Origin of the sequence: Citrobacter sp. Marseille-Q3906 (assembly GCF_916618775.1) — a bacterium.
Lineage (GTDB): Bacteria > Pseudomonadota > Gammaproteobacteria > Enterobacterales > Enterobacteriaceae > Citrobacter > Citrobacter murliniae.
On the sequence record NZ_CAKAKA010000001.1, the window covers coordinates 398869 to 412374 of the forward strand.

Annotated in this window: 12 protein-coding genes; 4 read left to right on the plus strand and 8 right to left on the minus strand. The window is 50.7% G+C overall.

Annotated elements, in window-relative coordinates; genetic code table 11:
• Window positions 1-12: 12 nt before the first annotated feature.
• From phnD to LG384_RS01865, 4 genes are all read right to left on the minus strand, one after another.
• Window positions 13-1029: a phosphonate ABC transporter substrate-binding protein gene (phnD, locus tag LG384_RS01850; protein WP_225760376.1), complete on the minus strand. Its 1017-nt coding sequence runs from the start codon at window positions 1027-1029 to the stop codon at window positions 13-15.
• Window positions 1030-1094: 65 nt separating this feature from the next.
• Window positions 1095-1883 carry a phosphonate ABC transporter ATP-binding protein gene (phnC, locus tag LG384_RS01855; protein ID WP_225760377.1) on the minus strand — a complete coding sequence of 263 codons (789 nt, stop codon included), beginning with the start codon at window positions 1881-1883 and terminating at the stop codon, window positions 1095-1097.
• Window positions 1884-2015: 132 nt separating this feature from the next.
• A complete protein-coding gene (yjdN, locus tag LG384_RS01860; RefSeq protein ID WP_045438759.1) occupies window positions 2016-2462 on the minus strand; it encodes a VOC family metalloprotein YjdN in 447 nt (148 codons plus the stop codon).
• A gap of 79 nt (window positions 2463-2541) precedes the next feature.
• Complete coding sequence (locus LG384_RS01865) at window positions 2542-2877, minus strand: zinc ribbon domain-containing protein YjdM (RefSeq protein ID WP_003031835.1); 336 nt, start codon at window positions 2875-2877, stop codon at window positions 2542-2544.
• A 553-nt stretch (window positions 2878-3430) separates the two neighbouring features.
• On the opposite strand from LG384_RS01865, the gene crfC reads away from it, so the two are divergent.
• Window positions 3431-5785 (plus strand): clamp-binding protein CrfC, encoded by a 2355-nt coding sequence (crfC, locus tag LG384_RS01870; protein WP_045438762.1) that lies wholly within the window; start codon window positions 3431-3433, stop codon window positions 5783-5785.
• A complete protein-coding gene (locus LG384_RS01875) occupies window positions 5782-6675 on the plus strand; it encodes a diguanylate cyclase regulator RdcB family protein (protein ID WP_200012880.1) in 894 nt (297 codons plus the stop codon). The genes crfC and LG384_RS01875 overlap by 4 nt, the downstream gene beginning before the upstream one ends.
• Window positions 6676-6704: 29 nt before the next feature.
• Here LG384_RS01875 and kdgT read toward each other — a convergent pair whose 3' ends face one another.
• Window positions 6705-7703 carry a 2-keto-3-deoxygluconate transporter gene (kdgT, locus tag LG384_RS01880; protein ID WP_045438773.1) on the minus strand — a complete coding sequence of 333 codons (999 nt, stop codon included), beginning with the start codon at window positions 7701-7703 and terminating at the stop codon, window positions 6705-6707.
• A gap of 699 nt (window positions 7704-8402) precedes the next feature.
• On the opposite strand from kdgT, the gene proP reads away from it, so the two are divergent.
• Together proP and pmrR are read left to right on the plus strand one after the other, a co-directional pair.
• Entirely contained in the window at window positions 8403-9905 is a 1503-nt protein-coding gene (proP, locus tag LG384_RS01885; protein WP_045438776.1) for a glycine betaine/L-proline transporter ProP, read from the plus strand.
• Between the two features lie 104 nt (window positions 9906-10009).
• A complete protein-coding gene (gene pmrR / locus LG384_RS01890; protein WP_003826741.1) occupies window positions 10010-10099 on the plus strand; it encodes an LpxT activity modulator PmrR in 90 nt (29 codons plus the stop codon).
• Here pmrR and pmrB read toward each other — a convergent pair.
• From pmrB to eptA, 3 genes are read right to left on the minus strand one after another with little or no spacing between them, the layout of a single operon-like run.
• On the minus strand, window positions 10093-11166 hold the full coding sequence (gene pmrB / locus LG384_RS01895; RefSeq protein WP_200012946.1) for a two-component system sensor histidine kinase PmrB: 1074 nt from the start codon (window positions 11164-11166) through the stop codon (window positions 10093-10095). The two genes, pmrR and pmrB, sit on opposite strands and share 7 nt — an antisense overlap.
• A 9-nt stretch (window positions 11167-11175) precedes the next feature.
• Window positions 11176-11844 carry a two-component system response regulator PmrA gene (pmrA, locus tag LG384_RS01900; protein WP_200012879.1) on the minus strand — a complete coding sequence of 223 codons (669 nt, stop codon included), beginning with the start codon at window positions 11842-11844 and terminating at the stop codon, window positions 11176-11178.
• A gap of 4 nt (window positions 11845-11848) precedes the next feature.
• Window positions 11849-13486 (minus strand): phosphoethanolamine transferase EptA, encoded by a 1638-nt coding sequence (eptA, locus tag LG384_RS01905; RefSeq protein ID WP_225760378.1) that lies wholly within the window; start codon window positions 13484-13486, stop codon window positions 11849-11851.
• Between the last annotated feature and the right edge of the window lie 20 nt (window positions 13487-13506).

Here is a 13506-nt window from a genome sequence, read left to right on the forward strand (position 1 = left end):
CCGGGCAATCCGTTACTGCACCGCTTTGGTGACGCTGGTCATCGCACCCAGTGCAGCAGTCAGGCGGTCGAGGTCGTCGAGCTGTGCTTTCAGCGCTGAGGTTTTGCTGGTTTTCTCTTCTGCATTCAGCCCTTTGTTGTCCTTCACGCCCTGCATCTCTTTAAACAACGCCAACTGACGAATCGGCACCAGTTGCAGATCGCTGGAGGCGCGGAATGGCGCCCAGCCCAGACGTTCCAGAGTGGCTTTCTCTTCTGGTGTTTTGCCGTAGCTCATAAAGAAGTCGTACACCTTGTCCTTGGTGTTTTCGGAGAGGTTCTTACGCCAGACGATCGGATCGCCCGGGATCAGCGGTGACTTCCAGATCACCTTCAGTTCTTTTAGTTTGTCTGGCGCGGAGGTTTTCAGTTTGTCGAGGTTTTCGGTGTTGTTGGTTGCCACATCCACCTGCTTGTTGGCGACCGCCAGGGCGTTAGTTTCGTGCCCGGCGTTAACCGTGCGTTTGAAGTCGCTGGCAGAAATATTGTTTTTGGCGAAGACGTAGTAACCAGGAACAAGGAAGCCTGAAGTGGAGTTAGGATCGCCGTTGCCGAAAGTCAGATCTTTGCGTTTGGCGATCAGTTCGTTCAGGTTGTTGATCGGGCTGTCTTTGTTAACGATCAGCACGCTCCAGTAACCCGGCGATCCATCTGCGGCGACGGTCTGTGCAAAGACCTGTCCGTTGGCGCGGTCCACCGCTTCCATGGCGGAGAGGTTGCCGTACCAGGCGATATCGACTTTGTTAAAACGCATTCCCTGGATGATCCCGGCATAGTCCGGGGCAAAGAAAGCGTTCACTTTTACGCCCAGTGATTTTTCCATGTCCTTCAGGAACGGTTCCCACTGTGGCTTCAGGTTTTGCTGTGATTCAGTCGAAATAATGCCAAAGTTCAGCGCTTTTTCCTGCTCTTCGGCATGCGCCGGGCTTAACAAGGTACTGATGCTGAACATGCTGGTGAACGCCAGCGCGGCAACGGCCTTATAGCTCATGTTTTTTCCTCAACGAGTCATTGTTCCAGGCTATTTCACTTGTCAGCCTGGCCTTTTCAGTTCAATTAAGCAGCCTGCGCGTTCTGTTCGACGCGGTTCATGCTGCGGTAGAGATGATCAAATCGATCGTTATCGAAATGCTGGCTGCTGCCATCAAAGAAGACGTTCCCCTGACGCAGTGCGACAATGCGTTCGCAGTAACGCAGGGCGTAATCCACCTGATGCAGCGTGACAACCACGGTGATACCGTCGGTCTGGTTAATGTCGCGCAGGGTGTCCATCACGATGCGCGCAGATTCCGGGTCCAGCGAGGCAATCGGCTCATCGGCGAGGATCACTTTTGCCTGCTGCATCAGCGCGCGGGCGATGGCGACGCGTTGCTGCTGCCCGCCTGAAAGCGTGGAAACGCGCTGATATGCAAAGTGCGCCATGCCAACCCGGGTTAGCGCCTGTAACGCACGTTGTTTCTGTTCTGATGTAAACCAGCTAAAACAAGTGCGCCAGAACGGTGTGCTGCCGAGCGCACCAATCAGCACGTTCTCCAGCACGGTCAGACGGTTCACCAGATTGAACTGCTGGAAGATGTAGCCGGTGTTAGCGCGGCTTTTGCGAATGTCGCGCGCCAGCCGGCCTTCACGCTGTACGGTGCGACCTAACAGTTCGACGTGACTGCCTGGTGATTTATCACCAGTAATCAAACCGCTTAAATGGCGTAAAAGGGTGGATTTGCCGGAGCCAGACGGCCCAAGCAGAGCGACCATCTCACCGGCACCGATATTGAGATCAACCGCGTTTAGCGCCTGATGTTGATTGAAGGATTTGGAGAGTTTTTCGACGCGAATAATCGTTTGCATGATGCGGCCTCCCTAAAAAAGTGGCCCCATCGTGGCGGATTAATGTGACATTTTCGTTAAAGGAAGGTTACCTGGCGATGAAGAGTTGAGCGAGATTTGATGACAGTACGGGAGGGCGAGCCTCCCGTCAGGTTATTCGGTTGGCTGCGGTTGCTTCACGACGTTAATCATCCATGGCACACCGTATTGATCGGTGACTTTACCGAATCCGTGCGCCCAGAAGGTTTCCTGCCAGTCCATTTCGATTTGGCCTTTGGCGGCAAGTTTGTCAAACCAGCGCTTCCCTTCGTCGACATGTTGCGTATCAAGAACCAGCGTGAAACCGGAATAATGTGCGTTTCCTGATGAAACAGCATCACTCATCATGATATCGCTGCCCGCGATACGCAGATTAGCGTGGGCTATTGCAGTATCGGGGAATTTCATACCTGAAGGGCAACCCTCTTCGCTGTCCTGTGCCGATTTGGGCATTTCACCAAAGTTGATTTTGTAGAGCAGCTCTGCGCCCAATGTCTGTTGGTAGTATGCGATGGCGTCGGCGCAATTGCCGGCAAAAGAGATGTAGGGACTTAATGGCATAATTTTTACCTCAGTAAAAGAAGCCAGTTAAGTGTAGTTAGCGTAAGCCCGGTAAGCGAAGCGCCACCGGGCATAATCATTAGTTCTTTTTCACGAACTCGGATTTCAGTTTCATTGGGCCAAATCCATCGATCTTGCAATCAATGTTGTGGTCGCCTTCAACCAGACGGATGTTTTTCACTTTGGTCCCAATCTTCAGCATTGAAGAGCTACCTTTTACCTTCAGATCTTTCACGACGGTAACGCTGTCGCCGTCGGCCAGCAGGTTGCCGTTAGCGTCTTTCACGATCAGTTCGTCGCTGTCCTGAGCCGGTTCGGCATCGTTCCATTCGTGGGCGCATTCCGGGCAAATGAACATGCCGTTATCTTCGTAAGTGTATTCGGAGTTGCATTGTGGGCAGTGTGGTAATGACATGTAGATTTCCTCAAAAGTCAGCAGGGGCAAAAGCGCCCAAAAATGGCAGATTGCCGAAAAAGGCCGCAATTATACATAAAATCCCTGCTTTTGTCGGGACTACTGTCCGATTAAGAAAAATGGCAGGCTGCAGTTAAACACCACAATTCCTTTGCTTTCCAGTACCTGAAATCCGGACTGAATATTTTTTAAGGGAAATTGCTACGCTTTGTTATTTAAGATAAGGTGAGGCAAACCACCTGATATTCATAGGTCACACGACTTTCAGTATCACTTAGCCATTGTATGTGAATGCTTCACGACCCCTTAATTTAGGTAGGGGAATTAAGCTGGCATTTTTTAAAACTGAACTACTCTCTTTATCTTTCTTACTTAATACAGTAAGTGAGAGGCCTCAGGCCAACGGTTATACATTGAATTCTATATTAAAAATATCAATTGGTTGTTTTGATTTTTAATTATTTCCACACGTAATTATAAAAGCCGAAAGTCTATAAATAAAACGATTTGGCTAAATAAAAGCACTGCTATTTGCGTTAAGGAAAAATTTTCCATGTACACACAGACAATATATGAATTAAGTCAGGAAGCTGAACGCTTGCTGATGCTCTCTCAGGAACATCTCAAGCAATTACAAAAATTGCCCGCGACATCGTTGGATAACGTCACGCAGAAAGAAGGAGAGCATAGCGGACAGGTACAGCCCCTGCATTTCAGTGCGCGTGGCATGGATGTCCAGCAGGCAACGCTCAACAATGAGCTGCGAAAGATAACGCGTCTGGAGATGGTGCTGGCTATTGTCGGCACCATGAAGGCGGGTAAATCGACGACAATAAACGCGATTGTGGGTACGGAGGTTCTGCCTAATCGTAATCGCCCGATGACGGCGCTGCCGACGCTTATCCGCCATACGCCAGGTCAGAAAGAGCCGGTGCTGCATTTTTCTCATGTTGCACCGATTGATGCCTTGATGAATTTATTACAGCAGCGCGTGCGGGAGTGCGATCGCCAGCTTCTGACTCAGACGCTGGAAATTGATAAGGATATGAATGCCCTGCTTCAGCGTATTGAAACCGGCGTGGCATTTGAACGGTATTATCTTGGCGCAGAACCTATTTTCCACTGTCTCAAAAGTCTGAACGATCTTGTGCGTCTGTCAAAAGCGCTGGAGGTCGATTTTCCTTTTTCCGCTTACGCAGCGATTGAGCATATTCCGGTTATTGAAGTTGAGTTTGTGCATTTGGCCGGGCTGGCGAGCTATCCGGGGCAATTGACCCTGCTGGATACGCCGGGGCCAAATGAGGCGGGGCAGCCGCACTTACAAAAGATGCTTAATGAACAGCTGGCGCGGGCTTCAGCGGTGCTGGCGGTGATGGATTATACCCAACTGAAATCTATTTCGGATGAGGAAGTCCGTCAGGCCATTACAGCGGTTGGAAAGTCGGTGCCGTTGTACGCTCTGGTGAATAAATTCGATCAGAAAGACCGCAATAGTGATGATGAAGAGCAGGTGCGGGCGTTGATTTCCGGTACCTTGATGAAAGGCGCTATTACACCTGAACGTATTTATCCGGTTTCTTCAATGTGGGGATATCTGGCGAACAGAGCGCGTCATGAGTTGACGACTAACGGGCGGTTGCCGGATCACCATAAACAACGCTGGGTACAGGATTTTGCCGAAGCGGCGCTCGGCAGGCGCTGGCGAACCACCGATCTTGATGATACGGAGCATATTAGGCATGCCGCCGATTTGCTTTGGGAAGATTCATTGTTTGAGCAGCCGATTCAAAAATTGATCCATGCTGCCTACGCTAATGCTTCGCTCTATGCACTACGCTCTGCGTCACATAAGTTATTGAACTATGCGCAAAGCGCGCATGAATACCTGGAGTTTCGCTATCACGGCTTAACAGTAGCGTATGAAAAGCTGCAGCTGAATGTCAGCCATATTGAAGAAGATATGCAGCAGCTTCAGGTGAGCCAGGAGCGGGTGAGTGATGAAGTTAACCACGAGGTTGAGCTGGCGCTGGAATCTGCCACGGCGTTTCTCAATCAACAGCAAGCCGATATTCTTTTTAGAATTAATGCGTTCTTTGCAAAAGAAAACGTGTTGAGGATTTCACAACACGGTATGGGAGCGTCCATTGCAGCGGCGGAAATGGCGGGTGAAATGCTGGTGCTGCATGACGAAGGGCAAGCGAAGATTGTATTAGATAAAATCCGGTCGTCCTGTGAAGTCGTTCTGCTGGCAGCGCAGGAGAATATCAGTCGCGATTTGGCGTTGCGTTTTGAGCAACTGGAGTCGACGCTGTCGCGGACGTTAAACGAGGCCATGAGGCCAATTGAGCTGCGGGTGAAAGAGGAACTGAGCCATACCGGATTTCGTGCGCGGATCCGTTTTCCGGCATTTCATGCGGCGATGTTCAACTTCAATACTCGCCAGTTGTTTAACGAAGCCATTGAACAGGATATGCCGTCGGAAAATACCACCTCCACGGTGGGAGGCGTGCGGGACACCTTCTCCCGCTGGCTGAACCAGCCAAACTGGGGATGGAATGATTACGTTGAAACCAAAACGCGTTACCTGATTGATATGAGCGTACTGCACAAGAGCCTGGTGCAGTACGTCACCCTGTTTTGCCAACAAATCCGTAAAGCTTTAGTGGCGCAGGTCGATATTTCCGTTACGGCAGGTATGGCAACGTTTTTTGCCGATTTTTCACTGAGCCTGACGCAATTACAGGCGAGCCTGCGTGAGAGTTTGGCCCTGCGTCAGCAAAATGAATCTGCAGTGAATGCCCTGAGTGAGCAATTACAGCATCGTATTGCGACTGCGGCATGGATTTATGAAGATTCTCGCTTGCTACGTGACGATATTCACACCCTTTTTGCAGTAGAGCATACATGACTAACGTGTTACTGGAAGGCCCAGGGCGGACGCTGGAGTGTGTCTACCCGAAGTTTATGGTCGATCTGGTTCAGGGAGATGAAACCAAACGTTCCGGCGGTTTTCTGCAACAGCAGAAGCGACTGCGCGCGCGCCTGACGCAAGAAGTGTTATCCCAGACTCAGCTTCGGGCGTGGGTTATGGCGGGAGTATCCAGCGAGCACCTGGTTATGCGTCTTAAGCTGGTGGAGAAACTGGCGGGAATGATCGATCCGGGGCATCTGGCACTGATGCGTATTGCTGAACGACTGTTGTTTATGCATCAAATGGAAAATCCGCGCGGTCATGCCACCCAGGGCGTAATGCTGCAGATAAGCGCACTCTCCGACTGGTTTACACAACGCAGCGCTTATAAAAAGAAGGCGCTTGTCCAACGAGGGCTGACTGTCCAGGCAGGTGAACATAGCGAACAAATTTTTACTCGCTGGCGTGCTGGCGCTTATGACGGCTGGTCATTGCCGGGGCGCTGCTTCATCGCGCTGGAGGAGCTACGTTGGGGAGCCTTTGGAGATGCCTGTCGGCTGGGGAATGCCGATGTGGTATCGATGCTAAAAGACAATCTGCGCACGATGGCTACCCAGGCGCTGGCACATAGCGTAAATGCTGCACCTACTACGCGTCATTATTATCACCAATGGCTCAGTACACCTGCTGTCGGCGGATCAAGTGAACACAACGATATGCTGAGCTGGCTTGGTGACTGGTGTGATGCAGAGCGGCATCCGGTGAGCTGGTCGGTAACGCAGCGTTGGCAAAATGTGGCGTTGGGAATGCCGAGGCTGTGTTCGGCAAAGCGGTTAGTTGATGCGATGGTTGAAGAGATTTTTGCACCGTCCTCTCTCATGGGTTGAGAGGGGACGGTGAGTACGTTGGGGCAAACTTAGTGGTGCAGAGAATCCGCTGGTGTGGCCGCAGTCTCTGTGACGACCGGCTGTTTGTTAAAACGTTTGGCGTACAGCGCGGTGATAATTGGTACCAGAATCGCAGTGACAATAACGCTGGCGGCAACCAATGCCGTCGCTGAGGCGGCAACGGGTTCAAATGCCGGGTTAATCTGAGCGATGATCACCGGATTTGCCACCGCAGCACCTGCCGCAGAAGAGGCTGCAACGCCCGCAGTACCGTTCCCTCCGCCAATGACACGGTCGGCAATAATCAGCGGGATACCAGTAATAACGATTACCGCGACACCCAGCAGGATACCCAGCAGACCGGTATCAACAATGACGCTCAGGTTAATGGTGTTACCCAGCGCGAAGCCGAAGAACGGAATCAGCACCGGCGTCGCTTTGCTGAAGAAGGAACGCAGGTCGTGATCCAGGTTACCCAGCGCAAAGCCAATCAGGAACGGTAAGACTGCACCGACGAAATGGTGCGGTTCGAAGGAAGCGAGGCCTGCAGAACCCAGGATGACCATAGTCATTAACGGGCCAGACTCCAGTGACATCAGAACGAATGCGCCGGACTCTTCTTTAGTACCGTACTGATTCATCAGGCTGGCGTACAGACCACCGTTGGTCATGTCCATTGCCGAGACAATCGCCAGAACGGAAAGACCCGCAAAGAAACCAGTTTGAATACCTGTGTCAGGGATAAATGAAGCGGCAATCATTGCCACTGCCCAGGCCACGGCTATTTTGGTTAATACCAGCGTACCGGATTTGCGTAATACCGTTCCGGTTGCGCGTAAATCAATAGATGCGCCAATACAAAAAAACCACACAGCCAGAATCGGAACGGTGCCGCTGATCATTCCTTTTGTAAATGAACCGAAATAAGCACCGGTATCGGGAGCTAACGTATTTAATACTGCGCCTAATAACAGTGGAATCAACATCATTCCGCCGGGGATGCGTTCAATCGTGGCTTTAATTTTCATAAACGTCCTCATGTCTTGTCGCTGGTATCAAACGCGCAAGAAATTAAAAATTATTTAAATTCAAATGGTTACTTAAAAATAACAACAAAGAAAACGGCTATCTCTTTGTTTTATAAAATCTAACGCGGCATACGTTGAGCATCTAACTGCTCCCAGGGATATTGCGTCTGGAATTAGTGTGCATTCATGAGAACGATGATTCAATCAAAATAAAACGGTGTTTTAGTTATCTTCATCACATATTCCGAGCAAAAATTCCTAAAGCTTCCGGCTATTAAAAAATCTGTGAATTTTTTGTGAAGGGATTAGATGTTTTTTTCGCTAGCAGAATAATAATGACTGCGGTGATTGTTGGTGCGACAGGGCGATTCTCTTGTAGATAATTGCCAATAAATCGCAACGACTTTATGTAAAAAAGCTGACTAAGAATGACCTTATTTACGCATGTTGACGAAGTGAAAAACTATGTGTGAAGTTGATCACAAATTTAAACACTGTTAGGGTAAAGAGGTCATTAACCGCCCAATCAGGCGTCAACAGGTTCGGTTGTACTGCACACTTCAGGTCAGTGTAAGTAAACCTGCTACGCTTGTTACAGGGATTGCGCCAGTGCATTCCCCGCAAGGCCGATGACCTTAGCGCATGCTGCGTTGAGTGATTCGTTCTGTGCGCGACAGGGCTAAGTCTAAGAGGACAGGTATGCTAAAAAGGAAAAAAATAAAACCTATCACGCTTCGCGACGTTACCATTATCGATGACGGTAAACTGCGAAAAGCCATTACCGCTGCGTCGTTAGGTAATGCAATGGAGTGGTTTGATTTTGGTGTTTATGGGTTTGTAGCTTACGCATTAGGTAAAGTGTTTTTCCCGGGGGCTGACCCCAGCGTGCAGATGGTTGCTGCACTTGCCACCTTCTCCGTTCCCTTTCTGATTCGACCGCTTGGCGGATTGTTCTTCGGTATGCTCGGCGATAAATATGGTCGCCAGAAGATACTTGCTATCACGATTGTGATTATGTCGATAAGTACGTTCTGTATCGGACTTATCCCTTCGTATGCCTCCATTGGTATCTGGGCGCCAATACTGCTGCTGCTGTGTAAGATGGCGCAGGGCTTCTCAGTGGGTGGGGAGTACACCGGCGCATCAATTTTCGTCGCGGAATACTCTCCCGACCGTAAGCGTGGGTTTATGGGGAGCTGGCTGGATTTCGGCTCCATCGCGGGATTTGTGCTGGGTGCGGGCGTCGTGGTGTTGATCTCCACCGTCGTCGGTGAGGAGAATTTCCTTGACTGGGGCTGGCGTATTCCGTTCTTCCTCGCGTTGCCGTTAGGGTTGATTGGTCTGTATCTGCGTCACGCTTTGGAAGAGACTCCGGCGTTTCAACAGCACGTTGATAAGCTGGAGCAGGGCGACCGTCAGGGTTTGCAGGAAGGGCCGAAAGTCTCCTTTAAGGAAATTGCGACCAAGCACTGGCGTAGCCTGCTGGCGTGTACTGGTCTGGTGATTGCGACAAACGTCACCTATTACATGCTGCTCACTTATATGCCGAGCTACCTGTCGCATAACCTGCATTATTCTGAAGATCACGGTGTGCTGATTATTATCGCCATCATGATCGGGATGCTGTTTGTACAACCGGTGATGGGGCTGCTCAGCGACCGTTTCGGGCGCCGTCCGTTTATTATTATGGGCAGTATTGCGCTGTTTGTGCTGGCGATCCCGGCATTCATTTTGATTAACAGCAACATTATCGGCCTGATTTTCGCTGGTTTATTGATGCTGGCGGTGATCCTCAACTGCTTTACCGGGGTAATGGCATCATCGTTACCGGCGATGTTCCCGACGCACATTCGTTACAGTGCGTTGGCTGCGGCGTTTAATATTTCGGTATTGATTGCCGGTTTGACCCCAACGCTGGCCGCCTGGCTGGTGGAAAGTTCGCAGAATCTGATGATGCCTGCTTACTATCTGATGGTGATTGCGGTGGTGGGTTTAATTACCGGTGTGACCATGAAAGAGACCGCTAATCAGCCACTGAAAGGAGCGACGCCTGCGGCTTCGGATATACAGGAAGCGAAAGAAATCCTCGGTGAGCACTACGATAACATCGAGCAGAAGATTGAAGATATCGATCAGGAAATTGCTGAATTGCAGGTCAAGCGTTCGCGACTGGTACAGCAGCACCCGCGTATTGATGAGTAATCTTTTCCTGTAAGCCAGGGCTTAGAGCCTAATAGGGCAGGCTCTTAAGGTTGGCTTAATCTCTGTCAGGCAAACTCTCCTCCAGATTATTGGAGGAGAGTGTCATGAAAACCCGTATTTATGAAAGTTTAACCACCGTATGCAGCGTGCTGATCGTGAGCAGCTTTTTGTACGTATGGGTGAGCTCTTACTGATCTTTCTCCAGCACCACCCAGGCTCGGGTGCCAGTGGTTCCGGCGCGATTCTGCAAGAAGAACTGGCCATGGTGGAGCTGGGTTATACGGCTAACAATACTCAATCCCAGGCCAATGCCGCCGAAACGACTGTCCATGCGTACAAACGCCTGGCTTAACTCCCCGCATTTACTTTCATCAATTCCTGGCCCTTCATCCTCGACGGCCATCAACGCATCGTGTTCTGTGTTTAGGACAATCGTAATATTGGTGCCTTCCGGGCTGTAACGATGTGCGTTTTCCACCAGGTTTCGCAGCAGCATACGCAGCAGCGTGACGTCACCCCGGACGACGACATCCGTGGCGCTCTCTGGTAGTAATAGCGTCTGTTGCCGCTGGTCCAGCATAGTGCTGAGCTCATCGTAGGAAGGCAATATCACGTCTTCCAGCAGTTTCACATGCTGGTAATTCCCGGCGGAAAACGACTGACCCACACGGGCGAGCTGCAGTAGCTGCGACACGCTGTCCATCATTTGGTCAAGACGGGCAATCAACGGCGAAACGTCAACGTTGTGGGCTTTTGACAGCAGTTCCAGGTGCAGGCGAACGCCGGATAACGGCGTTCGAAGCTCGTGGGCGACATCGGCGGTAAACAGACGTTCGTTTTCGATGGTGGTGGTCAGTCGCGTCACCAGTTGATTGAGGGCCGAGACTACCGCCTGGATCTCAATGGTCGAGCTGCGAATAGCGATAGGAGTCAGGTTATCTGCCGTACGTGCTTCTAACTCTTTTTGTAAATCAGCAAGGGGACGGGTAATACGCCGTACTGCCTGATAGCAAATAATCAGCGTCAGGCTGACCATAAAGATACCGGGGACGATCAGGCTGGCGATGGCCTCGCGGATCTCATGCATGATGTGGCGATCGTTGTTACGGTTTTCGCGTAACGCCTGCTCGAACAGCTGTATTTGTTCAGTGCTTTCGTGCCATAGCCAGAAGGTACTAATCAGCTGAAAGACCAGCAGAATAAGGCCAATCGTCAGCATCAGGCGGTGACGAAGCGGGAGCGGTTGTTTTAAAAAATGTATCAGCTTCACTTAGCTTTCCCCGGTAGCAACCAGCATGTAGCCAAATCCTCTGACCGTGCGGATGCGTGATTTCCCGACTTTGTCGCGCAGATTGTGAATGTGGACTTCAAGCGTATTTGTCGACGGCTCGTTATCCCAACTGTAGATGTCGTTATACAGAATTTCCCGGTGTACCGGGCTGCCCGCTTTGAGCATCAACCGCGACAGTAGCGCGTACTCTTTGGGCGTTAAGATAACCTCTTGTCCGTCCAACCACACCTGGCGACGACCAATATTCAGCGTCAGGTTACCGATAATAAGTTCACTCTCACCCTGGTTGTTATGACGACGTAATAGCGCCCGGATGCGGGCGTGCAGTTCCTCCAGGGCGAAGGGTTTTACCAGATAGTCATCGGCACCGACGTCCAGTCCGTTGATACGGTCTTTGAGCGTGTCACGAGCGGTGAGGATCAGTACCGGTAGGGTATATTTCTTCTGCCTGATACGGTTCAGAAAATGCAGACCGTCTTCATCGGGTAAACCGAGATCCAGAACTACCAGACTATAATGTCCGGTCTCCAGGCAATGCTCTGCTGCACGGGCGGTTGACACGCCATCGCAGGCGTAACCTTCCGTTTGCGCGGCGAGTATCAGCCCCTGTAACAACAGCGTATCGTCTTCAACAATCAAAATTTTCATTCGGTTAGCCTCCCCTGCATGGTTGCAGAATATCATCTGCGCCCTGGTAATAGGTTGTCTGTACGCCTGTTAATCCCAGCAGGGTTGAGAAGAGATTATCCTGTGAGAAATCTTCAGCGTTTGCCCGTTTTTGCAAACATGTCTGAGAGATCTGGTAGCGCTGCTGGTAATCCTCTGACAACCAAAGCAGCATCGGTACATGCTTTTGTGTGTCCGGTGCAATCGAATACGGCAGGCCGTGCAAATAGACGCCATTTTCCCCTAAAGATTCACCGTGATCGGAAAGATAGACCAGACTGGTAGTGAAATTATCCTGATGCGCTTTCAGTATATTAATCGCTTTATCAACAATATAGTCGACGTACAGGATGGTGTTGTCGTAGGTATTCACCAGTTGTTGCTGTGAGCAGGTCTGGATTTCGTTCGTGTCGCAGGTGGGGGTAAATTTCTTAAACTGTGGCGGATAGCGATTGTAATAGGTCGGACCGTGACTGCCGATAGTGTGCAGTACAATCACGCCATCACCCTGCAACTGATTAATGTACTCTTCCAGCCCGTGGAACAGGACTTCGTCATAGCATTCACCGTCAATACACTGCCCCGACAGGTTCAGCTCGGTCATATTCTGATGCGGTACGCGGTCACATGCACCTTTACAGCCGCCGTCATTATCATTCCACAGCACGTTAACCCCCGCCCGTTGAATGATGTCGAGTATGCCTTCCTGGTGGTGCGCCAGCTCTTCATCATAATGTGCGCGCGGCATGTCGGAGAACATGCAGGGTACGGAAACGGCTGTCGCCGTACCGCAGGAGGTGGTGCGCGGGAAATAGACCACGTTATCTTTTTCCAGCAGAGGATTGGTCTGGCGCGAATAACCCGACAGCGAGAAGTTATCGGCGCGCGAGGTTTCGCCGAGAACCACAATGGTGAGGTTTTTACGTTTTTCTTTTGTCATCAATGGATTGCGATGAGCATCTTCACCGATGCGTACCAGTGGCAGATTAGCCAGCCGTTGGTGGGAATACCAGGACGACGTAGCCACAATGCTGTTAGACGGGCTGAGGGACTTAACCAACTCTTTGTTATTGCGAAACAGCGAAGCGTAATCTTTATAGAAGAAGGCGGCGACCAGCACGATCAGCAGAGCGGATACCAGTATATTGGCCCCTCGATACAACACGCTACGCAATACTGGCGCTGCCGGTTTGATTTTGATCCAGCAAGCGATTACCGCTGCCATGATGCCGCTGAATCCAAGCGTCACGATCATTTGCGGCGTCAGCAGGGCGAAGGTTTCCGCTGGTGTGGTATCCATCATATTGGTGATCATCGAGCGGTCGATGATGATGCCGTAAGTCATAATGAAATACTGGGCAGATGCGCCTGCCAGAATGAAAATGCAGGCCAGCAGGCGGTTAAGCCACAGGAAAGAGGCCAGCGTCAGTACAATGTTCATAACGCTGAAGGCAACTACCGGCATTGATAAAAATACCAGTACGTTGCGCAGGGAATCCAGCGGCAGGTCTTGTAGTACCTGTTTGTAGAACGCAATGTTCAGGAAGGTCGCAAGATAAAATGAGATCAGCAGAAGCCAGCTGATTTGCCCGAAAGTCGGTCTTTTAAACAGGAGCTTGAACATTAAGGGGGTTCCATCAACTA

Excerpts from the sequence above, each read along its gene's own strand:
- kdgT (WP_045438773.1), bottom strand. The coding sequence starts at position 7,703 with ATGAAAATTAAAGCCACGATTGAACGCATCCCCGGCGGAATGATGTTG.
- LG384_RS01875 (WP_200012880.1), top strand. The coding sequence starts at position 5,782 with ATGACTAACGTGTTACTGGAAGGCCCAGGGCGGACGCTGGAGTGTGTC.
- phnC (WP_225760377.1), bottom strand. The coding sequence starts at position 1,883 with ATGCAAACGATTATTCGCGTCGAAAAACTCTCCAAATCCTTCAATCAA.
- LG384_RS01865 (WP_003031835.1), bottom strand. The coding sequence starts at position 2,877 with ATGTCATTACCACACTGCCCACAATGCAACTCCGAATACACTTACGAA.
- proP (WP_045438776.1), top strand. The coding sequence starts at position 8,403 with ATGCTAAAAAGGAAAAAAATAAAACCTATCACGCTTCGCGACGTTACC.
- phnD (WP_225760376.1), bottom strand. The coding sequence starts at position 1,029 with ATGAGCTATAAGGCCGTTGCCGCGCTGGCGTTCACCAGCATGTTCAGC.
- crfC (WP_045438762.1), top strand. The coding sequence starts at position 3,431 with ATGTACACACAGACAATATATGAATTAAGTCAGGAAGCTGAACGCTTG.
- pmrA (WP_200012879.1), bottom strand. The coding sequence starts at position 11,844 with ATGAAAATTTTGATTGTTGAAGACGATACGCTGTTGTTACAGGGGCTG.
- eptA (WP_225760378.1), bottom strand. The coding sequence starts at position 13,486 with ATGTTCAAGCTCCTGTTTAAAAGACCGACTTTCGGGCAAATCAGCTGG.
- pmrR (WP_003826741.1), top strand. The coding sequence starts at position 10,010 with ATGAAAACCCGTATTTATGAAAGTTTAACCACCGTATGCAGCGTGCTG.
- yjdN (WP_045438759.1), bottom strand. The coding sequence starts at position 2,462 with ATGCCATTAAGTCCCTACATCTCTTTTGCCGGCAATTGCGCCGACGCC.